At 65.6% G+C, this 22,714-nt stretch carries 18 protein-coding genes; 11 read left to right on the forward strand and 7 right to left on the reverse strand.

The features are described 5' to 3' along the window. Positions 1-109 precede the first annotated feature (109 nt). A complete protein-coding gene (alaS, locus tag ACAX61_RS09735) occupies positions 110-2,755 on the forward strand; it encodes an alanine--tRNA ligase (protein WP_370714559.1) in 2,646 nt (881 codons plus the stop codon). A gap of 13 nt (positions 2,756-2,768) precedes the next feature. Here the strand turns inward: alaS and ACAX61_RS09740 are convergent, their stop codons facing one another. Together ACAX61_RS09740 and ACAX61_RS09745 are read right to left on the reverse strand one after the other, a co-directional pair. Then, positions 2,769-4,238, reverse strand: coding sequence for a DUF4403 family protein (locus ACAX61_RS09740; RefSeq protein WP_370714560.1), 1,470 nt, complete (start codon positions 4,236-4,238; stop codon positions 2,769-2,771). 69 nt (positions 4,239-4,307) lie between these two features. Further along, positions 4,308-5,897, reverse strand: a complete 1,590-nt coding sequence (locus ACAX61_RS09745) for a class II 3-deoxy-7-phosphoheptulonate synthase (protein ID WP_370714561.1) — start codon at positions 5,895-5,897, stop codon at positions 4,308-4,310. A gap of 138 nt (positions 5,898-6,035) precedes the next feature. Here ACAX61_RS09745 and ACAX61_RS09750 point away from each other — a divergent pair, with 138 nt between their 5' ends. The 8 genes from ACAX61_RS09750 (at position 6,036) to ACAX61_RS09785 (ending at position 14,061) form a co-directional block, all read left to right on the forward strand. After that, complete coding sequence (locus ACAX61_RS09750) at positions 6,036-7,529, forward strand: circularly permuted type 2 ATP-grasp protein (protein WP_370714562.1); 1,494 nt, start codon at positions 6,036-6,038, stop codon at positions 7,527-7,529. Positions 7,530-7,545: 16 nt separating this feature from the next. Then, on the forward strand, positions 7,546-8,481 hold the full coding sequence (locus ACAX61_RS09755; RefSeq protein ID WP_370714966.1) for an alpha-E domain-containing protein: 936 nt from the start codon (positions 7,546-7,548) through the stop codon (positions 8,479-8,481). Then, the gene (locus ACAX61_RS09760) at positions 8,481-9,284 is read left to right on the forward strand and encodes a transglutaminase family protein (RefSeq protein WP_370714563.1); all 804 of its coding nucleotides are present in this window, start codon (positions 8,481-8,483) and stop codon (positions 9,282-9,284) included. The genes ACAX61_RS09755 and ACAX61_RS09760 overlap by 1 nt, the downstream gene beginning before the upstream one ends. Before the next feature lie 367 nt (positions 9,285-9,651). Further along, positions 9,652-10,902 carry a lipoprotein-releasing ABC transporter permease subunit gene (locus ACAX61_RS09765; protein WP_370714564.1) on the forward strand — a complete coding sequence of 417 codons (1,251 nt, stop codon included), beginning with the start codon at positions 9,652-9,654 and terminating at the stop codon, positions 10,900-10,902. Continuing rightward, positions 10,895-11,569 carry an ABC transporter ATP-binding protein gene (locus ACAX61_RS09770; RefSeq protein ID WP_370714565.1) on the forward strand — a complete coding sequence of 225 codons (675 nt, stop codon included), beginning with the start codon at positions 10,895-10,897 and terminating at the stop codon, positions 11,567-11,569. Before ACAX61_RS09765 ends, ACAX61_RS09770 begins: the two co-directional genes overlap by 8 nt. Then, positions 11,566-12,051 (forward strand): glutathione peroxidase, encoded by a 486-nt coding sequence (locus ACAX61_RS09775; protein ID WP_370714566.1) that lies wholly within the window; start codon positions 11,566-11,568, stop codon positions 12,049-12,051. The genes ACAX61_RS09770 and ACAX61_RS09775 overlap by 4 nt, the downstream gene beginning before the upstream one ends. Positions 12,052-12,094: 43 nt before the next feature. Further along, positions 12,095-13,741 (forward strand): DNA polymerase III subunit gamma/tau, encoded by a 1,647-nt coding sequence (locus ACAX61_RS09780; protein ID WP_370714967.1) that lies wholly within the window; start codon positions 12,095-12,097, stop codon positions 13,739-13,741. Continuing rightward, positions 13,738-14,061: a YbaB/EbfC family nucleoid-associated protein gene (locus tag ACAX61_RS09785; protein WP_370714567.1), complete on the forward strand. Its 324-nt coding sequence runs from the start codon at positions 13,738-13,740 to the stop codon at positions 14,059-14,061. The genes ACAX61_RS09780 and ACAX61_RS09785 overlap by 4 nt, the downstream gene beginning before the upstream one ends. A 70-nt stretch (positions 14,062-14,131) precedes the next feature. On the opposite strand, the gene ACAX61_RS09790 is transcribed toward ACAX61_RS09785, so the two are convergent. The 3 genes from ACAX61_RS09790 to mutS form a co-directional block, all read right to left on the reverse strand. Then, positions 14,132-14,560: an OsmC family protein gene (locus ACAX61_RS09790; RefSeq protein WP_370714568.1), complete on the reverse strand. Its 429-nt coding sequence runs from the start codon at positions 14,558-14,560 to the stop codon at positions 14,132-14,134. A gap of 91 nt (positions 14,561-14,651) precedes the next feature. Continuing rightward, positions 14,652-14,966, reverse strand: coding sequence for a glycine zipper 2TM domain-containing protein (locus tag ACAX61_RS09795; protein ID WP_370714569.1), 315 nt, complete (start codon positions 14,964-14,966; stop codon positions 14,652-14,654). Positions 14,967-15,112: 146 nt separating this feature from the next. Beyond that, complete coding sequence (gene mutS, locus ACAX61_RS09800; RefSeq protein ID WP_370714968.1) at positions 15,113-17,695, reverse strand: DNA mismatch repair protein MutS; 2,583 nt, start codon at positions 17,693-17,695, stop codon at positions 15,113-15,115. A gap of 170 nt (positions 17,696-17,865) precedes the next feature. Between mutS and ACAX61_RS09805 the strand changes: the two genes are divergently transcribed. Together ACAX61_RS09805 and ACAX61_RS09810 are read left to right on the forward strand one after the other, a co-directional pair. Further along, the gene (locus tag ACAX61_RS09805; protein WP_370714570.1) at positions 17,866-20,124 is read left to right on the forward strand and encodes an NADP-dependent malic enzyme; all 2,259 of its coding nucleotides are present in this window, start codon (positions 17,866-17,868) and stop codon (positions 20,122-20,124) included. A gap of 38 nt (positions 20,125-20,162) precedes the next feature. Further along, a complete protein-coding gene (locus ACAX61_RS09810; RefSeq protein WP_370714571.1) occupies positions 20,163-20,777 on the forward strand; it encodes a peptidylprolyl isomerase in 615 nt (204 codons plus the stop codon). A 4-nt stretch (positions 20,778-20,781) separates the two neighbouring features. Here the strand turns inward: ACAX61_RS09810 and ACAX61_RS09815 are convergent, their stop codons facing one another. Together ACAX61_RS09815 and ACAX61_RS09820 are read right to left on the reverse strand one after the other, a co-directional pair. Then, positions 20,782-21,327, reverse strand: a complete 546-nt coding sequence (locus ACAX61_RS09815; RefSeq protein WP_370714572.1) for an SAM-dependent methyltransferase — start codon at positions 21,325-21,327, stop codon at positions 20,782-20,784. Next, entirely contained in the window at positions 21,324-22,673 is a 1,350-nt protein-coding gene (locus tag ACAX61_RS09820) for an APC family permease (RefSeq protein WP_370714573.1), read from the reverse strand. The genes ACAX61_RS09815 and ACAX61_RS09820 overlap by 4 nt, the downstream gene beginning before the upstream one ends. Positions 22,674-22,714: the final 41 nt, after the last annotated feature.

Here is a 22,714-nt window from a genome sequence, read left to right on the forward strand (position 1 = left end):
CTCCGAAATCACGAACCGACAAGGGGATGCCCACTGGCACGGCCAAGCGCAACCCCGAGCCCTTTCGATCCTGCTTGAGACGAAGCGCGCGCTCGCATAAGCGGGCGATATGACCTCGACAAACGACATTCGCCGCTCGTTCCTCGACTATTTCGCGAAGGAGGGCCATGCGCGCGTTCCATCGGCGCCGTTGATCCCGCAGAATGATCCGACGCTGATGTTCGTGAACGCCGGTATGGTGCCGTTCAAAAACGTGTTCACCGGGCTGGAAAGCCGCCCCTATTCGACGGCGACGTCAAGCCAGAAATGCGTGCGCGCCGGCGGCAAGCACAATGATCTGGACAATGTCGGCTATACGGCGCGGCACCACACCTTTTTCGAAATGCTGGGCAATTTCTCGTTCGGGGACTATTTCAAGGACCGGGCGATCGAACTTGCCTGGAACCTGGTCACGCGTGAATGGGGTCTGGCCAAGGACCGGCTGACCGTCACCGTCTATCACACCGACGATCAGGCGTTCGATCTGTGGAAGAAGATCGCCGGCCTGCCGGAAGAGCGCATCATCCGCATTGCGACCAAGGACAATTTCTGGGCGATGGGCGCCGATGGTCCGTGCGGTCCTTGCTCTGAAATCTTTTACGACCATGGCGACCATATCTGGGGCGGCCCACCGGGAAGCGCCGAGGAGGATGGCGACCGCTTCGTCGAGATCTGGAACCTGGTCTTCATGCAGTACATGCAGGAAGCGGACGAGATCGTCGGCGACCTACCGCGCCCGTCGATCGACACCGGCATGGGGTTGGAGCGGATCGCGGCGGTCATGCAGGGCTTGCATGACAATTACGACACCGACACGTTCAAGGCGCTGATCGCCGACAGCGTGGCGCTGACCGGCACGCCGGCAGAGGGCGACGCGCGCGCCAGCCACCGGGTCATCGCCGATCATCTGCGCGCTGCCGGGTTCCTGGTGGCGGACGGCGTGCTGCCCGCCAATGAAGGGCGCGGCTATGTCCTGCGCCGCATCATGCGCCGCGCGATGCGGCACGCGCATCTGCTGGGCGCGAAGGACCCGTTGATGCACCGCCTGGTCGGCGGGTTGGTCGCGCAGATGGGCGCCGCTTTCCCCGAACTGGGCCGTGCGCAGCCGCTGATCGAGCAGACGCTTTATCAGGAGGAAACCCGCTTCCGCCGCACGCTGGCCAACGGCCTGCGCCTGCTGGACGAAGCGACGGCGGAGATGGGTGAGGGCGCGACGCTGTCCGGTGAGACGGCGTTCAAGCTCTATGACACTTACGGCTTCCCCTATGACCTGACCGAAGATGCGCTGCGGGCGCAGGGCCTGTCGGTCGACCGCGCCGGGTTCGACGCCGCGATGGCCGAACAGAAGCGCGCCGCCCGCGCCGCGTGGAAGGGGTCGGGCGAAAAGGCGTCGGACGAACTCTGGTTCGATCTGGCCGAGGAAGCGGGTGCGACCGAATTTATCGGCTATTCCGCCGAAGAGGGCGAGGGGCAGGTCGTGGCGATCATCCGCGACGGCGCGCGCGTCGAACGCGCGGCGACGGGCGACCGGGTCGAGATCGTGTTCAACCAGACGCCCTTTTATGGCGAAAGCGGTGGTCAGGTCGGCGATGCCGGCACGATCAGCACCGAGGGCGGCGCGAAGGCCACCGTGTCGGACGTGCGCAAATATCTGGGCCGCATCTTCGCGCACGACACCATCGTCGAAGCGGGCGAGATCAAGGTCGGTGACGCGGTTCACCTGATCGTCGACCACGAACGCCGCTCGGCCATCCGCGCCAATCACTCGGCCACGCACCTGCTGCACGAGGCGCTGCGCGAGCGGCTCGGCGCGCATGTCGCGCAAAAGGGCAGCCTGGTCGCGCCGGAGCGCCTGCGCTTCGACTTTTCGCAGCCAACAGCGGTGACGGCGGAGCAGATCGCTGCGGTCGAGGCCGATGTGAACGCCCAGATTCGCGGCAATGGCGAGGTTTCGACCCGCCTGATGACTCCGGAGGACGCGATTGCCGAGGGCGCAATGGCGCTGTTCGGGGAAAAATATGGCGACGAGGTTCGCGTCGTGTCGATGGGCACAACGGGCGAGGGCAAGACCTATTCGCTGGAACTGTGCGGCGGCACGCATGTCCGCGCGCTGGGCGATATCGGGCTGTTCAAGGTTGTCGGCGAGAGCGCCGTCAGCTCCGGTGTGCGCCGTGTCGAGGCGCTGACCGGTGAGGCGGCACGCGCATGGCTGGCCGCGCGCGACGAGAAGCTGCGGGAGACTGCTGCCGTGCTGAAGGCGACGCCCGACGAAGTGCCAGCGCGCGTGGCCGCGCTGGTCGAGGAACGCCGCCGTCTGGAGCGCGAACTGGCCGACGCGAAGAAGGCACTGGCGCTGGGCGGCGGGGCCGCTCAGGCATCGGGGCCGGAACGGGTCAATGGCGTCGCATTTGTCGGACGCGTGCTGGACGGGCTTGAGGCCAAGGCACTGCGCGGCGCGGTAGACGAGGAGAAGGCGCGCATCGGATCGGGCGTCGTTGCGCTGGTTGCGGTCAATGATGGCCGCGCATCGGTGGCGGTCGGCGTGACCGATGACCTGAAGGACAGCAAGAGCGCGGTCGATCTGGTCAAGGTCGCGGTGGCGGCACTGGGTGGTCAGGGCGGCGGCGGCCGTCCCGACATGGCGCAGGGCGGCGGTCCCGATGGTTCGGCCGGTGAAGCGGCCGTCGCGGCGGTGCGGGCGGCGCTGGCGGGCTGATCGCCCGCCCGGCTCAACGCGGGTCGAGCGTCAGTTTCGCTCGACCCGAAATCCGCACCGGCAGGTAAAGGCCCGCGCCGGCTGCGCGCAATCGTCCGCTTTGAATGCGGTCGAACTCGGCATTCAGCACCAGCTCCCCCTCGCGCTTTTCGGCGACGGCGCGACGGATGCGGCCGATCAGCCTGGTGACGTCGCGACGGAAATTCTGGCCCAGTTCATTGGCGATCAGCTGACTGACGCCGGGCGCGTCGCCCACCGCAATCAACAGGTTGCCCGCGGCGCCATCGGTGTTGCCGGTGATGTTCAGGTCGGTGAACTCCACCTTGGGAGAACCGGGCTGGTTGACGGGCAGGGCGCTCAACCAGATCGTGCCGCGTGTCGGCGCATCGCTGTCGCCGACGCGCTGCGCGATCAGCCGCACGCCCACGGCGATCCGTCCGCCCGTGGTACCATAGGCATCGACCGATTCGAACCGGGCAGTCACGGGGCCCAAGCCCGGCACCTCGAACGGGCGGCGCGACCGTTTCCGCAGCGCCTTCAGGATGACCGGGTTCAGCTGGCGATAATCGGCCAGGACAGGCACGAACAGTCGCAATTCGTTGCGCTGCGTCGTGCGGCCCAATGCAGGGAGCGGCGTGGTGGGCGGCAGCGCGGGTTGCTCGCCCACCACGGTTTCGGTCAGCGCCTCTACCCCCAGGTCGAGGCGAACCTTGCCACCCCGCATGTCATAGCCGCCGTAGAAGATCTTCTGCGGCGTGACGCGCAGCCACACGGGCGGGCGCGCGCGATTGAGCTGAAGCGTCGCGAACCCTGCGCGCCAGATGCGCTCTACCTGTGCACGCGTGTCCAGCCGGGCAAGCTCACGCGGTAACTCGCGCTCCAGCCGCGCGACGATCGGCCGCAACCGTTCGTCGGCGCGGTCGGTAAAGGTGATGCGCTGCCCCAGAAAGTCGACCCCCGGCGGCTCCCGCCAGTCATAGCTGAGGTCGACGGTGGCGCGCGGTTCGAACCGTTCGTTCAGCGACAGGCGGATGCGGGCATGGGCCATGGCCGTGCCGGTCGCGGTTTCCCTGAGTGGCAGGCCGCCGACCTTGCGCGCGCCGATCCGTGCGTTCAGCGGCACGTCGGCCACAATCACCTGACCCTCGCCGCGCAGGCGGATGGGGCCGCGCGTAACCGTGCCGGTGATGGTACAGCCCATGTCGGGTGTTACCTTGATCCGTTCCCCGAACAGCTTGACGCGCTGCCCCTCGACACAGGTGTCGACGTGGCGGTCGATCGACCACAACTCGCGCGGGATATGCCGCTCGATCAGTTCGGTCAGCGCGCGGCTGTCCGATTCAACGGGCAGGGCGATGAAGGACGGCTCGGTCGGCCAGCGTACCGGCGTATCGACGCGCGGCGGCACCGTTTCGCGATCCGGCGAGCATCCGGCCGCCAGCGCCAATGCCAATCCGGCCGCCAGCCGCCATTCCAACCGCATCTAAAGCCCCCGTGTCGTTGCCCGGGTATTCCCGCCGCGCAACGACAAAACCGGGGATTTACATTCGGGTCAAGCAGCAGCCTTTTTGCGCTCGGCCAGTTCCTCGTTCAGCATTTCAGCCAGCAGGAAGGCCAGTTCGATGCTCTGACCCGCATTCAGGCGCGGGTCGCAGTGCGTGTGATAGCGGTCGGCCAGCGCCTGTTCACTGACCGCGATGGCTCCGCCAGTGCATTCGGTCACGTCCTGGCCGGTCATCTCGGCATGGATGCCGCCGGCATGCGTACCCTCTGCCCGGTGGACGGCGAAGAAGCCGCGCACTTCGGCAAGGATGCGGTCGAAGGGCCGCGTCTTGTATCCTGTCGCCGCCTTGATCGTGTTGCCGTGCATCGGGTCACAGCTCCAGACGACCGGATGCCCCTCACGCTTCACAGCGCGGACCAGGGCGGGCAAGTGCGCCTCGATCTTGTCATGGCCATAGCGGGTGATCAGCGTCATACGACCCGGTACGCGGTGCGGGTTCAGCGTATCGAGCAGGCGCAACAGCGCGTCCGGCTCAAGGCTGGGGCCACACTTCATGCCGATGGGATTGCCGATCCCGCGCAGGAACTCGACATGCGCCGACCCGTCAAAGCGGGTGCGGTCGCCGATCCACAGGAAATGGGCCGATGTGTCGTACCAGTCGCCCGTCAGCGAATCCTGCCGCGTCAGCGCCTGCTCATAGGGGAGCAACAGCGCCTCATGGCTGGTGTAGAAATCGGTGCGGGCCAGCTGGGGCACGGTTTCGGGATTGATCCCGCACGCCTCCATGAACTCCAACGCCTCCCCGATGCGGTCAGCTACGTCGGCATAGCGCTGTGACCAGGGGCTGCGGCCCATGAAGTCCAGCGTCCATTTATGGACCTGATGCAAATTGGCATAGCCGCCCTGTGCGAATGCGCGCAGCAGGTTCAGCGTCGCCGCCGATTGCGAATAGGCGCGCAGCAACCGGCCCGGATCGGGCACGCGGCCCTCAGGGGTGAAGGCGATGTCGTTGACATTGTCGCCGCGATAGCTGGGCAGTTCGACACCGTCGATCACTTCGGTCGGGGCAGAGCGCGGCTTGGCGAACTGGCCCGCCATGCGTCCCACCTTCACGGTCGGCAGCTTGGATGCGAACGTCAGCACCACCGCCATTTGCAGGATCACGCGGAAGGTATCGCGGATGTTGTTGGGATGAAACTCGGCGAAGCTTTCGGCGCAATCTCCGCCCTGCAGCAGGAAGCCCCGCCCTTCGGCCACGCGGCCCAGTTCGGCAGTCAGCTGACGCGCTTCACCGGCGAAGACCAATGGGGGAAATCGGCCAAGTTCAGCCGTAGTCGCGGCCAGTGCATTGGCGTCCGGATAATCGGGCATCTGGCGCGCTTCGGCGGACTGCCAGCTTGTAGGGGACCAGCGACCCATTTCATTCTCCATGTTGCGCGCCGTCACGAACCAGTCGGCGTGATGCGCGATACCGTTGCCAGCGATCTGGTTGACGATCGGCGCCGCGGCGCGCTTTCCATCTTCTTCCCAACCCTGAACCGTGCTGCCCGGCGCACCATACCACGCGCCGAAAGCCGCACGGCTGATGCCGCGTTGTTCGCGAAAGCGGCGAATCTTCATGCCTGCAAGCGTCGTCATACGAGGTGCTTACGCCAACGGGGTAAACTGCTCAACCCCAAAAGGGTAAGTGGAATAATTGTGCGTACTCCCCTTGTGCGGCGCAACAACGCGAGGCAGCATGCAACCATTAACCAGAGTTGAGCATTAAGAGGGTTGATGGGGGCTGATCGCGCGTTCGACGAAATCTGGGGCCATGGCGGCCCTGCCAATCCACGGGCCGAGCTTAACGCGCTGGCTGGATGGATTGCCGACACCCCGCGCGATGAGCTGGCCCGCCGGTCCGAGGCGGCTGAAAACACCTTTCGGCAATTGGGCATCACCTTCGCCGTCTATGGCGACCGTGAAGCTGCGGAGCGGATCATCCCGTTCGACATCGTGCCGCGCGTTTTCCTGGCCGACGAATGGGCTCGCCTGTCCGATGGGCTGGTACAGCGGGTAGAGGCCATCAACGCCTTTCTCGACGATATTTATGGTGAGCGGCGCATCCTGAAGGACGGCGTGCTGCCGCCCGACATCGTGCTTCGCAACCCGCAGTTCCGGGGGGAGGTGGTGGGGATACGCCCGCCGCACGGAATCTGGGCACATATCTGTGGCATCGATCTGGTCCGCACTGGGCCGGATGCCTTCCATGTGCTTGAGGACAATGCCCGTACGCCGTCAGGCGTGTCCTACATGCTCGAAAACCGGGAGGCGATGATCCGGCTGTGTCCGGAACTGTTCCGCTCGTTCCGGGTGGCGGCGGTGGACAGCTATCCCGACCGGCTGCACGAAACGATGCGATCGGTCGCGCCGCCGGGGGCAGGCAGCCGCCCGGTCTGCGTCGTGCTGACGCCGGGGCATTTCAACAGCGCCTATTATGAACACAGCTTCCTGGCCGATTCGATGGGTATCGAGTTGGTGGAGCCCGCCGATCTGGTCGTCGATGACGATGTCGTGTGGATGCAGACCATTGCAGGCCGGGTGAAGGTCGATGTGATCTATCGCCGGATCGACGACGACTTTCTCGACCCGGTGGTTTTCAGGCCGGATTCGCTGCTGGGCGTGCCGGGCATCATGTCCGCCTATCGCGCAGGCAATGTCACGCTGATCAACGCGCCGGGCAACGGCATTGCCGATGACAAGGCGATCTATAGCTATATGCCCGAAATCGTCCGCTATTATTCGGGCGGCGAGGCCAAGCTGCCCAATGTCGAGACATGGCGCTGTCGTGAGCCGCAGGCGCTGAAATATGTCCTCGAACGCCTGCCCGAACTGGTGGTCAAGCTGGTCGACGGATCGGGCGGTTATGGGATGCTGGTCGGCCCGACAGCGACCAAGGATGAGATCGAGCGATTTCGCGCCGCGCTGATCGCCGAGCCGCATCGTTATATCGCACAGCCGACGCTGGCGCTGTCGACGGTCCCGACACTGAGCGAAAAGGGGCTGGCGCCGCGCCATGTCGATTTCCGCCCCTTTGTCCTGACCGGTCGCAACGGGGTTCAGGTAGTGCCCGGCGGTCTGACCCGCGTCGCGCTTCGCGAAGGATCGCTGGTCGTCAACTCCAGCCAGGGTGGCGGAACCAAGGACAGTTTCGTGCTGATGCCCGATCCTCAGTCGGGGCAGGGGCAGCAACAGGGCGAGATGATGCAGCGTCAGGAACTTCACGCATGAGCGCGCGCGCATGCTGATGCTCTCTCGCACCGCGGCGTCACTTTACTGGCTTGGCCGCTATGTCGAACGCGCCGATTTCATCGCTCGTCTGGTCGAGGCGACCGTGCGGCTGGACGCGCTGTCCGCGACCCCGGCGGGGGAAGCGGCATGGGCCAGTGCGCTGCGCGTCACCTATAACGACGCGGCCTTTGCCACGACGGGCGCGCCGGTCGATCAGGCCAGCGTCGCGCGGTTCCTGACCATCGACAGCGGGCATGGCGGCTCGATCGTCCAGTGTCTGGACATGGCGCGAAACAACGCCCGCGCGGTCCGCACCGCACTGACACGAGAGGCGTGGACAGCGATCAATCGCGCATGGCTGTTGTTCAACTCACGCCTGCGCCCCGGCAATGCGATGGCGACGCTCAACCTGGTCGAGGCGGTGAAGGCCGAGACGCGTGGGTTCGAGGGCGCGGTCCTTCGCATGATGCGGAACGAGGCGGTGTGGTTCATCCGGCTCGGTTCGGCCATCGAACGGGCAGACAACACCGCGCGGCTGATCGATGTCAAATATCACCTGCTGTTGCCGGAGGGCGAGCAGATCGGCGGCGTGGTCGACCGCGACCAATGGACCACGATCCTGCAAACGGTCTCGGCGGTCACTGCCTATCGCTGGCTCTATTCCGATGGATTGAAGCCCAGTCTGGTCATCGACCTGTTGCTTTCCCGCCCCGAACTGCCCCGCTCGCTGGCGGCGTGCGTCGAGGAGTCGGTGGAGATGCTCGGCCTGCTGGGCAAGCGGACGGGCCTTCAGGGCGGGGCCGACCGGATGGCGCGTGCGCGGATGGCACGGATGCACCGCACGCGCAGCCATGAAGTCATCGTCGGCGGTCTGCACGAATGGCTCGGCGCCTTCATAGCCGAGAACATCGCGCTCGACCGTGCCATCGCCCAACAGTTCAGGTTCATCTAATGCGGATCATCGTCGAGCATCGCACCCGCTATCGCTTTACGGAACCGCAGACACGGTTGATCCAGCTGTTGCGGATGACGCCGGACGATACCGACGACCAGACCATCGTCGCCTGGTCGATCGACGTCGATTGCGATGCACGGTTGCGCGAGAGCCGCGACGGGCTGGGTAACCGTCAAACGATGCTTTACGCCGAAGGGCCGCTGGACGGCATCGACATCAGCGTGCGTGGAGAGGTGCTGACTGGCGACCCGCGCGGCCTGCTTCGCGGATCGTCCGAGCCGCTGCCCCCCGAATTTTACCTCCGCGATACCGACCGCACGCACCCAAGTGACTCGCTGGCCGATTTCGTGCGTGGCGAGCTGGGCGATGCGACGCCGGACATGGACACGCTGATCCGGCTTGGCCGCCGCTTCGGAGAGCGGTTCGAGCGGACGGATGGTGAGACGCTGCGCGACGCGGCGGAAGTGTTCGACAGCGGCAATGCCAGCGTGCGGGAGATCGCACAGGCATTGGTCGCTGGGTTGCGCGCCGTTGAAGTGCCCGCGCGTTATGTCGGCGGCTATCGCCAGAATGACAGCCAGAGCTGTGCCCCCCATGGCTGGGTTGAGGCGTTCCTGCCCGATCAGGGGTGGTGCACGTTCGATCCGTCGCGTGGGGTCCCGGTGGACGACCGTTATGTCCGCGTGGCGATCGGCATCGATACTGCCTCCGCCGCGCCGGTTGCCGGATCGCGGCTGGGGCCGGGGGAGGAGAGCCTGGACGTGGCACTGATCGTCGCACGGGCCGGCAGTCAGGGCTAATCCAGCGTCGTCAAATGGTCTGGCACCGTGTTCACCGGTCGTTTTTGACACGGCCTGAAACGGCAAACGCCCGGGCCGCTTTTTGCAGCCCGGGCGCCTGCGTGACGATCGCTCGTCAGCCCCCTAATGGTTCTGCCCACACACCTTTTCCTTTACGGCAAGGCGGGACTTGAACCTCCCCGAACCACGGCCTGTTTGCCTGAGCTTCGTGAGATCGTGGTAAGCCGCTGCCCCATTGATGTCATTCGGAAACCGGTGACGTGGCTCAGAATCGCTTAACCCTGTGTTCATTGAGCAACACGCCTGATTGCACGGTCGGCCAACACTGCTAAGGCGGTCGCATCCTCGATTTCCCAAGGGTTCCTGCATGATCCTATCGCGCTATGAGCGCATGATCGCCCGGCGCTATTTGCTCCCCGGCCGGGGTGAGGCGTTCATCTTTCTGGTGGCTGGCATCAGCCTGGTCGCAGTCATGCTGGGCGTTGCCGCACTGGTGATCGTCATGAGCGTGATGAACGGCTTTCGTGCCGAGTTGTTCGACAAGATCGTCGGGCTGAACGGTCATGCGGTGGTGCAGGGCTATGCCGGGCAGCTTCGCGACTGGCGACAGGTGCTGGACGACGCGCGCGCCACGCCCGGCGTGACCAGCGCGACACCACTGATCGAACAGCCGCTGATGACCGATTTCAACGGTCGCACCGAAGCCGTCCTGCTGCGCGGAATGCGGGTCGAGGATATTCGCACCAACCCGACGATCCGCGACAATGTGGTGATCGGGTCGCTGGCGTCGTTGACGGCAGGCAGCGGCAACATCGCCATTGGCTCACGCCTCGCCCAGTCGCTGGGGGCAACGGTCGGCAGCGAGATTTCGCTGATCAGCTTTCAGGGCGTGTCGACCCCGATGGGCACCGTGCCGCGCATCGTATCCTATCGCATCGGCGCGATTTTCGAGGTCGGTGTCTATGACTATGACAAGGCGTTCGTCATCATGCCGATGGAGGATGCCCAGACGCTGCTGCTGATGGGCGATTCGGTGGGCATGATCGAGATCGACACGGTCGACCCCGACCGGGTGGAGGAAATCCTGCAGCCGCTGGCGGTCAAGGTGGCGTCGCGCGGCGTGCTGAACGACTGGCGGCGGTTGAATTCTGAGATATTCGAGGCGTTGCAGGTCGACCGGCTGGTGACGTTCACCGTGCTGTCGATCCTGATCCTCGTCGCTGTCTTCAACATCCTGTCGTCGCTGATCATGCTGGTTCGCGCAAAGACCCGCGACATCGCGATCCTGCGGACGATGGGTGCGACGCGGCAGGGGCTGATCCGCATTTTCGTGACGGTCGGCACGACCATCGGTTCGCTGGGGATCGTCGCTGGCCTGATACTGGGCTTCATCCTGCTCTATTTCCGGCAGGGGGTGCTGGGCTTTCTGGGCTTCATCACCGGGCAGGAGATTTGGGATCCGTCGATGCGCTACCTGACCGAATTGCCGGCCAAGACCGACCCTGTGGAGGTTGCGGGGATCGCGCTGATGGCGTTCCTGTTCAGCTTCCTCGCCACGCTCTACCCGGCGTTCAAGGCGGCGAGCACCGATCCTGTTCAGGTGCTGCGCTATGAGTGAGCCGGTTCTTCAGACGCAGACGCTGCGACGCAGCTTTCGCCAGGGCGGACAGACGATCGAGGTTCTGCGCGGCGTCGATCTGGTCGTCGGACCGGGAGAGATCGTTGCGCTGCTGGGCCCATCGGGATCGGGCAAGTCGACGCTGCTTCAGGCGGTCGGGTTGCTGGAGGGCGGGTTCGAGGGATCGATCCGCATCGTCGGACAGGAAGTGACAAGGCTGAACAGTGCGGAGCGCACCGTCGTGCGGCGCGACCGCCTGGGCTTTATCTATCAGTTCCACCACCTGCTGCCCGATTTCAACGCGATCGAGAATGTCGTGCTGCCGCAGTTGATCCATGGCGCGGCAAATGAGGCGGCGACCGAGCGGTCCGAACACCTGTTGTCGGCGCTGGGGCTGTCCCAGCGGCTGACGCACCGGCCCAGTCAGTTGTCGGGCGGCGAGCAACAGCGTGTGGCGGTCGCACGCGCGCTGGCCAATCGCCCCGCGCTGGTGCTGGCGGACGAGCCGACGGGCAATCTGGACGAAGCGACTGCCGATATCGTGCTGGCCGAATTCCTGCGGCTGGTGCGGGAGGAAGGCTCTGCCGCGCTGGTCGCCACGCACAACGAACGCCTGGCGGCGCGGATGGACCGGGTGGTCCGGCTGCATGAAGGGGTGCTGGAATGAGCGACTTGCACAGCCTGCCGGTCACTGCCGCCGATGGCAGCCAGACCGACCTGTCGGCTTGGCGGGGGCGCGTGATGCTGATCGTCAACGTCGCATCCAAATGCGGGTTCACGCCGCAATATGCCGGGCTTGAAGCGCTGTACCGCGCTCATGCGGCAGAGGGGCTGGTCGTGATTGGCTTTCCCTGCAACCAGTTTGGCGGGCAGGAGCCCGGCTCGGCGGCGGAAATCGCCACCTTCTGCTCGACCAGCTACGACGTGACCTTTCCGATCATGGGCAAGGTGGACGTCAACGGAGCAGATGCGGCGCCGGTTTGGCGCCACCTGAAAAAGGAGGCGCCCGGCCTGCTGGGTAGTGAGGCGATCAAATGGAATTTCACCAAGTTCCTGATCGACCGCAATGGCCGCGTAGTCGCCCGTTACGCGCCCACCACTACCCCGCAGGCGATCGAACCGGACATCCAACAGCTGTTGCAGCGTTGATCGGCCCTATCGTCGGCGCTCGCTACGCCCTAGATTGATGGCGATGGACGACATGAGCTTCGATCTGGGCGAACCGCCTGCACCCCCCGCGCAGGAGGCGTATCGCGTTCTTGCACGTAAGTACCGGCCGCAGACCTTTGACGCGCTGATCGGTCAGGATGCGATGGTCCAGACGCTTGGCAACGCGATCCGCCGCGACCGGCTGGCCCATGCGTTCCTGCTGACCGGCGTGCGCGGGGTGGGCAAGACATCGACCGCTCGGCTGATTGCCAAGGCACTGAATTGCATCGGCCCGGACGGGCAGGGCGGGCCGACGATCGATCCTTGCGGCGTGTGCGAGCCATGCCGCGCCATAGCCGAGGGGCGCCATATCGACGTGATCGAAATGGACGCCGCCAGCCACACCGGCGTCGACGATGTGCGCGAGATCATCGAGGCGTCGCGCTATGCCGCGGTGTCGGCGCGCTACAAGATCTACATCGTGGACGAAGTCCACATGCTGTCGAAAAACGCCTTCAACGCGCTGCTCAAGACGCTGGAGGAGCCGCCCGCTCATGTGAAGTTCCTGTTCGCCACGACCGAGGTGAACAAGGTGCCGATCACCGTCCTGTCGCGCTGCCAACGCTTCGATCTGCGCCGCATTCCCGCCGACAAGCTGGCTGCGCATTTCGCCCATGTGGTTGAGGCGGAAGGGTTCGAGGCGGAGGCGGAGGCGCTGGCCCTGATCGCGCGCGCGGCAGAGGGGTCGGCGCGCGATGGCCTGTCGATCCTTGATCAGGCGATTGCCCATGCCGGGATGGAAGGCGGCGGCGTTCGCGCCGATGCGGTCCGCGAAATGCTGGGCCTGTCCGATCGCGGCGCCATGCGTGAGTTGTTCGCGTTACTTCTGGCGGGCGATTCGGCGGGGGCGCTGGCTGCGCTCAGACGGCAATATGATTTTGGCGTCGATCCGCAGGCGGTGCTGCGCGCGCTGATGGAAACGACCCACGGCATCACCCTCGCGAAGGTCGGCACGCCGCCCGATGTGGCTCAGCCGGTCGAGGAGCGGGAGGCGCTGGGCGAATGGGCGTCGCGACTGTCCTTCCCGGTGCTGCATCGTCTGTGGCAATTGCTGTTGAAGGGCCACGACGAAGTGGGGCGCGCCGCCCTGCCGATCGAGGCGTGCGAAATGGCGCTGCTGCGCGTCATCCACGCGTCGCAGCTGCCCGATCCGGGCGAACTGGCGCGCCAGATTCGTGAGGGTGGTGCGACGGGCGGCGTGGCAAAGAGCGCTCCGGCGCAGCCATCCGCCCCCGCGCCCGCTGCCAATGCCGCGCCCGCCCTGCCGGCGACGCTGGAGGAAATCAGGGACAGCCTGGCCAGTATCGGGCGCCACGCACTGGCAGAGGGGTGGCGCAATCACGCGCGCCCGGTTCGTATCGCACCGCCCGAAATCGAATTGTCCAATGCGCGGCCCATCCCGTCCGACTTTGCCCGCGAACTGATGGACGCGCTGAAGCAGGCGACGGGCGCACGCTGGCGCGTGACCACCAGTGATGCGCCAGGCGAGCCGTCGCTGCGCGAAGTTGAACTGGCGGACGACGAAGCCTTTGAACGATCGGTGCGCGAAAGCCCGATCGTTGCAGCAACCCTTGCGGCATTTCCCGGCAGCGAACTTGTCGGGCCGAAGAACAGACGGAGTTTGGCATGAAGAATCTCGACGACATCATGGCGATGGCGCAGAACGTCCAGAACGAGCTGCAAAAGGCTCAGGCGGCGCTCGATACGATTGAGGTGGAGGGCGCGTCCGGCGGCGGCCTGGTCAAGGTGCGCGCGACCGCCAAGGGGCGGATTATCGGGGTCGATATCGACGATTCGCTGATGAAGCCTGAGGAAAAGGGCGTGCTGGAGGATCTGGTCGCAGCCGCATTCAACGACGCGCGGGCCAAGGCGGATGCCGCCAGCTCGACCGAAATGTCCAAGATGACGGCGGGCCTCCCCCTGCCGCCGGGCTTCAAGCTGCCGCTGTAAGTTGAGCAGCGCCTCAACGAATACGGGCACGCAGCGCCGATGCGCCGCGTGCCCGCTTGCGCCGTAAGGATCAGGCGTTCAGCCGGTGATCCAGCGTAATCTCTGCGTTCAGCAATTTGGAAATCGGGCAGCCGGCCTTGGCCTCCCCGGCGATGCTCTCAAACTCGGCCGGGTCGATGCCTTGGACGCGCGCATCGAGGCTTAGGGCCGATTTGGTTACCTTGAACCCGTCGCCATCCTTTTCCAGCGTCACCTTCGCGGTCGTCTTCAGCGTGCCGTCGCTGTACCCCGCCTTTGCCAGTGCAAAGCTGAGCGCCATGGTGAAGCAGGACGCGTGGGCGGCGGCGATAAGCTCTTCCGGGTTGGTACCCGGCTCATCCTCGAACCGGGTGGTGAAGCCGTAAAACTGGTCCTTCATCACGCCCGACTGAAGCGAGACATGGCCCTTTCCGTCCTTGCCCAGTCCTTCGTAACGTGCGCTTGCGCTGCGGGTCGTCATCGGTTGCTCCTCCATGGTCAGGGATAACGGGCAAACGAAAAGGGCGGGCAAAGGATGCCCGCCCTTTCCTGTCTCGCTTGCCTGAAAGCGATCAGCGGCAGCGCTTGCTCGTCGCGCGCTCGACTTCACGACCGGCCAGTGCGCCGGCGCCTGCACCCAGCAGCGTGCCCAGCGTGCGATCGCCGCGCGTATCGATCGTGCGACCGACCAGCGCACCGGCAACGCCACCGATCACCAGGCCCGTCGTGCCGTCAGGCTTGCGGCAATAGCGGCGACCGTCACGACCGCGCCATTCGCGATACTTGTGGCGCTTCTGTGCCGCGGCCTCGGCCTTGGTGGTGGGGATGATCGTGGTTGCGGGCACCAGCAGGCCGGCAGCGGCCATCGCCATCATCAGGTTGCGCATGTCTGTTACTCCCATATTCCTGAAACCTTGCCGTCTGAACACAAAGCAAAAGCGAAAGTTTCATGAACGAAACGTTCAGCTTTTCACCGCGTCCCAACGAGGGATTGTTTACCTGCATCAATCTGAACGGCGTGTGGGCGCGCGGTTCATCGGAGCGAAGGGTCGGCGGCCAGCCCCTTCAGCCGATACAGCGCATCCAGCGCCTCCCGCGGTGAAAGGGCGTCGACGTCGATCCGTGACAGTTCGTCGCGCAATGCGTCGGTCGCCTGTGCCTCCTGCTCAGCCACCGCGGCAAACAGGGGCAAGTCGTCAAGGCCCGCCGCCAACCCGCCGGTTTTCTGCCGCCCCGCCTCCAGCTTGGCGAGCACAGCCTTGGCACGCGCGATGGTCGCGGGGGGCAGGCCCGCAAGGCGCGCCACCGCCAGCCCATAGCTGCGGTCCGCCGGACCCGGGGCTAGTTCGTGCAGCAGGACCAGATCGCCCTTCCACTCCCGCGCGCGGACATGGTGCAGGCGCAGCGCCTCGCACCGCTCCGCCAGCCGCGTCAGTTCGTGATAATGGGTGGCGAACAGGCAGCGGCACCGGTTCACTTCATGGATCGCCTCTACCACAGCCCAGGCGATGGCGAGGCCGTCATAGGTGGACGTGCCGCGCCCTACTTCGTCCAGAATGACGAAGCTGTTGGGCCCTGCCTGTGACAGGATGGCGGCGGTTTCGACCATTTCGACCATGAAGGTCGATCGGCCGCGCGCCAGATTGTCCGACGCTCCGACGCGGCTGAACAACCGGTCCACGAGGCCCAGTCGCGCGCGCGTGGCGGGAACATAGCTGCCCGCCTGAGCCAGCACGGCGATCAGCGCGTTCTGGCGCAGGAAAGTCGATTTGCCGCCCATATTGGGGCCAGTGACCAGCCACAGGCGCGAATCCTCACCCAACAGGCAGTCATTGGCGACGAAGCGCTCGCCCGTCCGCGCCAGTGCGGCCTCGACCACCGGATGGCGGCCGCCTTCGACCTCGAAACAGGGGTGCTCGACCAGATCGGGGCGCGCCCAGCCGCCTTCTGCCGCGCGTTCGGCAAGGGCGGCGGCAACGTCCAGCCGCGCCAGTGCGTCGGCCGTGGCGGCAATCGCCTCCCGCCGCTCGAGCGCGGTTTCGGTCAGTGCCTCCAGATGCGCCGCTTCGGCAGCAAGTGCGTGGTTGCCTGCCTGGGTTACGCGCATCGCCACTTCGTGCAGTTCGGGTGCGTTGAAGCGCACCACGCCGGCCAGCGTCTGGCGATGGGTAAAGCCGCTATCCTCCGCCATGAGCTTGTCGGCGGCGCGCGCGGGCACTTCGACATGATAGCCAAGCACCCCGTTATGCCGGATCTTCAACGCCGCAATGCCGGTGCGGGTACGGTAATCGGCCTCAAGCGCGGCAATGGTCCGCCGTCCGCCCGCGCCCGTGGAGCGCAGGTCGTCGAGCGCCGGGTCGAACCCTTCGGCAATATAGCCGCCCTGCGCCGTCTCGATCGGCGGGCTGGGCACCAGTGCGCGCTGGAGCAGGTCGATCAGCGGCCCATGCCCCTGAAGGCGCGGTGCGATTTCGCTTAGCAGCGGTGGCGACGCAGCGAGGCGGCCCAGCGTCTCGCCCAGATGCCATGCGGCGTCGAGGCCGTCGCGCAACTGCCCCAGATCGCGCGGGCTGCCACGCCCCGCCACCAGCCGTCCAAGCGCCCGCCCGATGTCCGGCAACGCGCGCAGCTTCCCGCGAATGCTGTCGCGCAGGCCGCCTTCATCATGGAAACGCTGCACCAGGTCCAGCCGCGCGGCGATTGCACCGGCGTCCATCAGTGGCGCGGACAGATCGGCCGCCAGCAGCCGCGCGCCTGCGCCCGTTACCGTGCGGTCGACCGCATCCAGCAGACTGCCCGCCCGCGCACCGGCCTGGGTCTGATTCAGCTCAAGGCTTTCGCGCGTGGCTGCGTCGATCGCCATCGTCGCGCCGTGCGGGTGCAGCACCGGCGGGCGCAGAAAGGGCAGGGCCCCCTTTGCCGTATGTTCGAGATAAGCGACCAGCCCGCCCGCTGCCGCCAGCCCGGCGCGCGTGAACTGCCCGAACCCGTCGAGTGTCGCGACGCCGTATAGCGATTTCAGGCGAGCCTCACCGGCTGCGCTGTCGAACGCCGCGCGGGGGCGCAGCACGGTGGTGTCGAACGCCGCGCCCTCTGCCGCGACGACTTCCGCCGGGGACAGGCGGGCAAGCGTCGCGCCCAGACCGGCGGTGTCGGTTTCGAACAGCTCGAACCGCCCGGTCGACACGTCGGCGGCGGCGACTGCAACCCCCGCGCCCGCTTCGCCAACGGCGACGCACCAATTGGCGGCGCGCGCGTCGAGCAGCGCTTCTTCCGTCAGCGTTCCCGCCGTGACCAGTCGCACGATGGCGCGCGCCACCAGTGCCTTGGACCCGCCGCGCTTCTTTGCCTCGTCGGGCGTTTCAATCTGTTCGGCGATGGCGACGCGGTGGCCCGCCTTTATCAGACGCTGTAGATAGGCGGTGGCCGCATGGACGGGCACGCCGCACATCGGCACCTTTTCGCCGTCATGCTCGCCGCGCGCGGTCAGCGCGATGTCCAGTACACCGCTCGCGATGCGCGCGTCGTCGAAGAACAGCTCGAAAAAATCGCCCATGCGATAGAAGAGCAGGCAATCTCCCGCCTCTGCCTTCAGCGACAGATATTGCGTCATCATCGGCGTCGCGGCGGTCATCGGGCGGTCGGGTTCGGTTGGATAAGACGGGGACAAGCCATGGCGCGGTTCTTAGGTGGCGCATGCAGACTTGCCTAGCATGGCTTGCAGTCCGCGGACGGAGCGGCCAAGAGCCGTAACGTCATTCCTATGCCAAGGGAGCCGCGATCAGCATGACCGATACACCCGCCGACCAGTTTACCGAACGCGAAGCACTGCGCTTCCATGCCGAAGGGCGGCCGGGCAAAATCGAGATCATCGCGTCCAAACCGCTGACGACGCAGCGCGACCTGGCGCTCGCCTATTCCCCCGGCGTTGCCGTGCCGGTGAAGGCAATCGCGGAGGATCCGTCGCTCGCCTATGACTATACGGCGAAGGGCAACCTCGTTGCTGTGATCTCAAATGGTACCGCTATCCTCGGCCTCGGCAATCTGGGCGCGCTGGCATCCAAGCCGGTGATGGAGGGCAAGGCGGTTCTGTTCAAGCGGTTCGCCGATGTCGATTCGATCGATATCGAACTGAAGACCGAGGACGTCGACCGCATCATCGACGCGATCGAGCTGATGGAGCCGAGCTTCGGCGGTATCAACCTTGAGGATATCAAGGCGCCCGAATGCTTCATCATCGAGCAGACGCTACGCGAGCGGATGAATATCCCGGTCTTTCACGATGACCAGCACGGCACCGCAATCATCACGGCGGCGGGCCTTATCAACGCCTGTCTGCTGACCGGACGCCGGCTGTCCGACATCAAGGTCGTGGTGAACGGCGCGGGCGCGGCGGCGATTGCCTGTACCGAGCTGATCAAGGCGATGGGGGTTCGCCATGACAATGTGCTGATGTGCGACCGCACCGGCGTGATCCATGTCGGGCGCGAAGGCATCAACCAGTGGCAGTCGGCGCATGCCGCCGATACCGACCGCCGCACGCTGGTGGAGGCGCTGCATGGCGCCGATGTGTTCCTTGGCCTGTCCGCCGCCGGCGCGCTGAAGCCGGAAATGGTCAAGGACATGGCGCCCGCGCCGATCATTTTCGCCATGGCCAACCCGGAGCCGGAAATCCGCCCCGAACTGGCCAAGGCGGCGCGCCCCGATGCGATCATCGCGACGGGCCGGTCGGATTATCCGAATCAGGTCAATAATGTCATCGGCTTCCCCTTCATCTTTCGCGGGGCGCTCGACGTGCGGGCCAGTGCGATCAACGACCAGATGAAGATCGCCGCGGCCAATGCCATTGCCGAATTGGCCCGCGAACGCGTGCCGGACGAAGTGGCGGCGGCTTATGGTGTGCAGCACAGCTTCGGCCCCGAATATATCATCCCTGCGCCGTTCGACCCGCGCCTGATGGAACTGGTGTCGGCGGCGGTTGCCAAGGCGGCGATGGATTCGGGCGTCGCGACGCGACCGATTCTCGACATGGCGGCCTATCGCCAGACGCTGCGCGCGCGTCTGAACCCGACCACTTCGGTTCTCAGCCTGGCGTATGAGGGCGCCCGCGCGCGTCCGCGCCGCGTGATCTTTGCCGAGGGTGAGGAAGAAGTCGTGCTGCGCGCTGCCATCGCCTTCCGCGACGGGGGTTATGGCACCCCCGTGCTGGTCGGGCGCGACGATGTGCATGACCGATTGAGGGCGCTGGGTGTGCCGGACCCCGAAAGTTTCGAGGTTCACAACAGCCGTGTGTCCCCGTTGGTCCCGGCGATGGTCGATTTCCTTTACGCCCGTCTTCAGCGTCGCGGTTTCCTGCGCCGTGAATGCGAGCGGATGGTCAACCAGGACCGCAACATCTTTGGCGCGCTCCTCCTCCAGTTGGGCGAGGGCGATGTGATGATCACGGGCGTCACCCGCGCCTATGCTCAGTCGATGCGCGAAGTTCGTCGCGTCATCGATCCGGCACCCGGCCGCACGCCGTTCGGCATGCACGTGCTGGTCGGCCAGACGCATACCGTGTTTATTGCCGACACCACCGTCAACGAACGCCCGACCGGTGAGGAACTGGCGGACATCGCCGAAGCCACGGCACAGGTCGCACGGCGCATGGGTCACGAACCGCGTGTTGCGTTCCTCAGCTATTCGACCTTCGGCAATCCTGAGGGCAAGTGGCTGGACAATATCCGCGATGCCGTTGGCGCACTGGACAAGCGTCAGCCCGGTTTCGAATATGAAGGGGAAATGTCGCCCGACGTCGCCCTCAACCCGAAGCAGCTTGCCAACTATCCGTTTGCGCGGTTGTCCGGCCCGGCCAATGTCCTGATCATGCCGGGTCTGCAGTCGGCAAATATCTCCGCCAAGCTGCTGCGTGAGCTGGGCGGCGACAGCATGATCGGCCCGATGCTGATCGGCATGGAAAAGAACGTCCAGATTGCACCGATGACATCGACCGCCAGCGATCTGGTCACGTTGGCCGTGCTTGCGGCGGGAGGCATGGCGCGCTGAGCGTGACGTTAACGCGGCGACGGCTGATTGCCGGTGGCGTGGCGCTGCTTGCGGCACCACGCGCCGCGCTCGCGCGCGAGCCGGCGGTGGTGCGCGTGCGGTTCGTGACGGCGGCGGGCAGCTTCATCGTCGCGCTCGACACACGCCGCGCCCCGGCGACGGCGGCCAATTTTCTGGCCTATGTCGATGATGAGCGGTTCGATGGCACAACCTTCTACCGCGCGGCGCGGTCGAAACGGTTGCCGGGCACTGGATTTGTGCAGGGTGGTATCCGCACCGATGCGCGCCGCATCCTGCCGCCCTTTCCGCTGGAAACCACGGCCAAGACGGGGCTACGCCATGTCGACGGCGCAATCTCGATGGCGCGCGGCGCAACCGCTGCCGCAGCAGGTGGCAATTTCTTCATCTGTATCGGTGCCGCGCCGCACATGGACGCTCGCCCCGGCTTCCAGGGCTATGCCGTGTTTGGAAAGGTCATTGCCGGGATGCCCGTTCTAAAGCGCATCCTTGCCGTTCCCACGGGCGGCGGGTTTGATTCGATGAAGGGCCAGATGATCATGAAGCCCATTCCAATCGTGCGCGCGGTTCGCATGGACGGGCAGAAGCGCCCGACCGGTCGCCCGCGCCCGTGGCTGTTGCTTCGCCGACGCTGAACGCTCAGCGTGCGGGTACGCGCCACAAATAGACGCGGCGGCCGTCAATGTCGCGTTCGGCTTCCGGTTCCCAATCGCCCATGCGGAAGGCGTGGCTGACGATCCGGGTACCGGGCTTCAGGCGCATCAGACGCGGCCGCAGCTTCTCGTTGAGCGAATCGAGCAAATAGAGCGTGACCACGCTGGCGTCGGAAAAGTCGGTGGTGAAGATGTCGTCCTGCTTGAACGTCACCTTGTCCGACACGCCCTGAGCCTTTGCATTGGCGCGCGCCTCTGCAATGCGTTCGGGGTCGATGTCGATGCCCGTCGCCTTCACGCGGTTGCGCTTAACCGCGGCAACTGGAATGCGGCCGTCACCCGATCCAAGGTCGTAAAGAACGTCGCCGTCTTTCAACTCGGCCAAGTCCAGCATCGCGCTTACCACTTCGGGCGGGGTGGGGACATAGATAACGTCCGGCGTTCGCGCGGGTGCCGATTGGGGGGCAGGGGATTGCGCGATCGCCGGGGTCGCGGTCAGCGAAAGCAGCGCGGCGAATATTACGGGCTTCATGGCAAACTCTCCTCGTCGTGGGGCTTCAGGAACAGGAGAAGGATCGCGCCAACCGCCAGCACCGCGCACCCGGCCAGCGCGCCAGTGCCGGTATAGGCAAGGCTGGACCAAAGCAGATAGGCCGTGGTGAGACAGAAGATCGCCGGGGTCAGCGGGTAGAGCGGCACGCGAAACGGGCGCTCGACATCGGGCATGCGACGACGCAGCACGAACAGCGCGATGCCGGTCAGCAACAGGAACAGCCAGAATACCGGCGCGGTATATTCGACCACCAGCGCGAAGCCGTCGCGGGCAAAGGCGCCGCCGACGACCAGCAGCAGTGCGATGGCGGCTTGGGCGATCAGCGCGTTTCCTGGCGTGTCGCGCCGCTCGTCCCAGCGTCCCAGCCACGAAAAACCACGATATTGCCGTCCGATCGCGCAACTCGTCCGCGCACCCGTGATCGCGGTCGCGTTGGCGGAGGTGAGGGCAGCGATGGCGACCGCCGCCGCGATAATCCCCGCGCCTGCCGGACCAAAGGCGGCGTTGGCCACTTGTGCGGCGACGGCATCGCTGGCCGCCATGCCCGCCAGACCCAGCGCATTCAGAAACGCCAGGTTTGCCAGCACGTAAAGCACTGTGACGACCACCAGACCGCCGACCATCAGTGTCGCGATCCGTCGCCGATCGCCACGAACTTCTGCCGAGAGATAGGCTGCCTCGCTCCAGCCGCCATAGGTCAGCAGCACGAAGACCAGCATCAGCCCGATCGCGCCGTCACCGGCGGGGGACGCACCGGCGGGGGCGGGTGCCGGTTCGGCCAGAAACCCCGCAACGATCAGAAGGATCAGCCCGCCCACTTCGGCCAGCGTCAGCCATCGTTGTGCGGCAGCGCCTTCCCGAATGCCCAGCCAGTTTATCGCGCTGATCACAACCACGGCGGCGCCAGCCCAAAGGCTGGACCCGACCGGCCCCAGCGGCACCAGGGTTTGCAAATAGTCGCCGCAGACATAGGCGAGCAGCGCCAACGAACCCGTCTGGATCACCGTCAACCGCGCCCAGCCATAGAGAAAGGCAACCCGTTCGCCATAAGCACGGCCAAGAAAATGATAGTCGCCGCCCATATGGGGAAAGGCGGCCGCCAGTTCAGCATAGCAGAGCGCGCCGACGATCGACAGCAATCCGCCGATGACCCACATGGCGATCAGCGCCTGTTCGCTGCCGGCAAGCCCTGCGACTAGTGCGGGCGTCCGGAAAATACCCGCGCCGATGACGATGCCCACGACCAGCGCGATCAGATCGACAGCGCCCAGCGTCGGGCGCGGGCGACCAAGTGGTGCGTCGATCGAGGTTCTCAGGTCATGCACACGAAAGCCTTGTAACGGCAATCAGACCGCAACGGGTGTGC

Origin of the sequence: Sphingomonas sp. IW22 (genome assembly GCF_041321155.1) — a bacterium.
Taxonomy (GTDB): domain Bacteria; phylum Pseudomonadota; class Alphaproteobacteria; order Sphingomonadales; family Sphingomonadaceae; genus Sphingomonas.

Excerpts from the sequence above, each read along its gene's own strand:
- ACAX61_RS09770 (WP_370714565.1), top strand. The coding sequence starts at position 10,895 with ATGAGTGAGCCGGTTCTTCAGACGCAGACGCTGCGACGCAGCTTTCGC.
- ACAX61_RS09765 (WP_370714564.1), top strand. The coding sequence starts at position 9,652 with ATGATCCTATCGCGCTATGAGCGCATGATCGCCCGGCGCTATTTGCTC.
- ACAX61_RS09795 (WP_370714569.1), bottom strand. The coding sequence starts at position 14,966 with ATGCGCAACCTGATGATGGCGATGGCCGCTGCCGGCCTGCTGGTGCCC.
- ACAX61_RS09755 (WP_370714966.1), top strand. The coding sequence starts at position 7,546 with ATGCTCTCTCGCACCGCGGCGTCACTTTACTGGCTTGGCCGCTATGTC.
- ACAX61_RS09740 (WP_370714560.1), bottom strand. The coding sequence starts at position 4,238 with ATGCGGTTGGAATGGCGGCTGGCGGCCGGATTGGCATTGGCGCTGGCG.
- ACAX61_RS09805 (WP_370714570.1), top strand. The coding sequence starts at position 17,866 with ATGACCGATACACCCGCCGACCAGTTTACCGAACGCGAAGCACTGCGC.
- mutS (WP_370714968.1), bottom strand. The coding sequence starts at position 17,695 with ATGATGACGCAATATCTGTCGCTGAAGGCAGAGGCGGGAGATTGCCTG.
- ACAX61_RS09745 (WP_370714561.1), bottom strand. The coding sequence starts at position 5,897 with ATGACGACGCTTGCAGGCATGAAGATTCGCCGCTTTCGCGAACAACGC.
- ACAX61_RS09775 (WP_370714566.1), top strand. The coding sequence starts at position 11,566 with ATGAGCGACTTGCACAGCCTGCCGGTCACTGCCGCCGATGGCAGCCAG.
- alaS (WP_370714559.1), top strand. The coding sequence starts at position 110 with ATGACCTCGACAAACGACATTCGCCGCTCGTTCCTCGACTATTTCGCG.
- ACAX61_RS09815 (WP_370714572.1), bottom strand. The coding sequence starts at position 21,327 with ATGAAGCCCGTAATATTCGCCGCGCTGCTTTCGCTGACCGCGACCCCG.
- ACAX61_RS09750 (WP_370714562.1), top strand. The coding sequence starts at position 6,036 with ATGGGGGCTGATCGCGCGTTCGACGAAATCTGGGGCCATGGCGGCCCT.
- ACAX61_RS09760 (WP_370714563.1), top strand. The coding sequence starts at position 8,481 with ATGCGGATCATCGTCGAGCATCGCACCCGCTATCGCTTTACGGAACCG.
- ACAX61_RS09780 (WP_370714967.1), top strand. The coding sequence starts at position 12,095 with ATGGACGACATGAGCTTCGATCTGGGCGAACCGCCTGCACCCCCCGCG.
- ACAX61_RS09785 (WP_370714567.1), top strand. The coding sequence starts at position 13,738 with ATGAAGAATCTCGACGACATCATGGCGATGGCGCAGAACGTCCAGAAC.
- ACAX61_RS09790 (WP_370714568.1), bottom strand. The coding sequence starts at position 14,560 with ATGACGACCCGCAGCGCAAGCGCACGTTACGAAGGACTGGGCAAGGAC.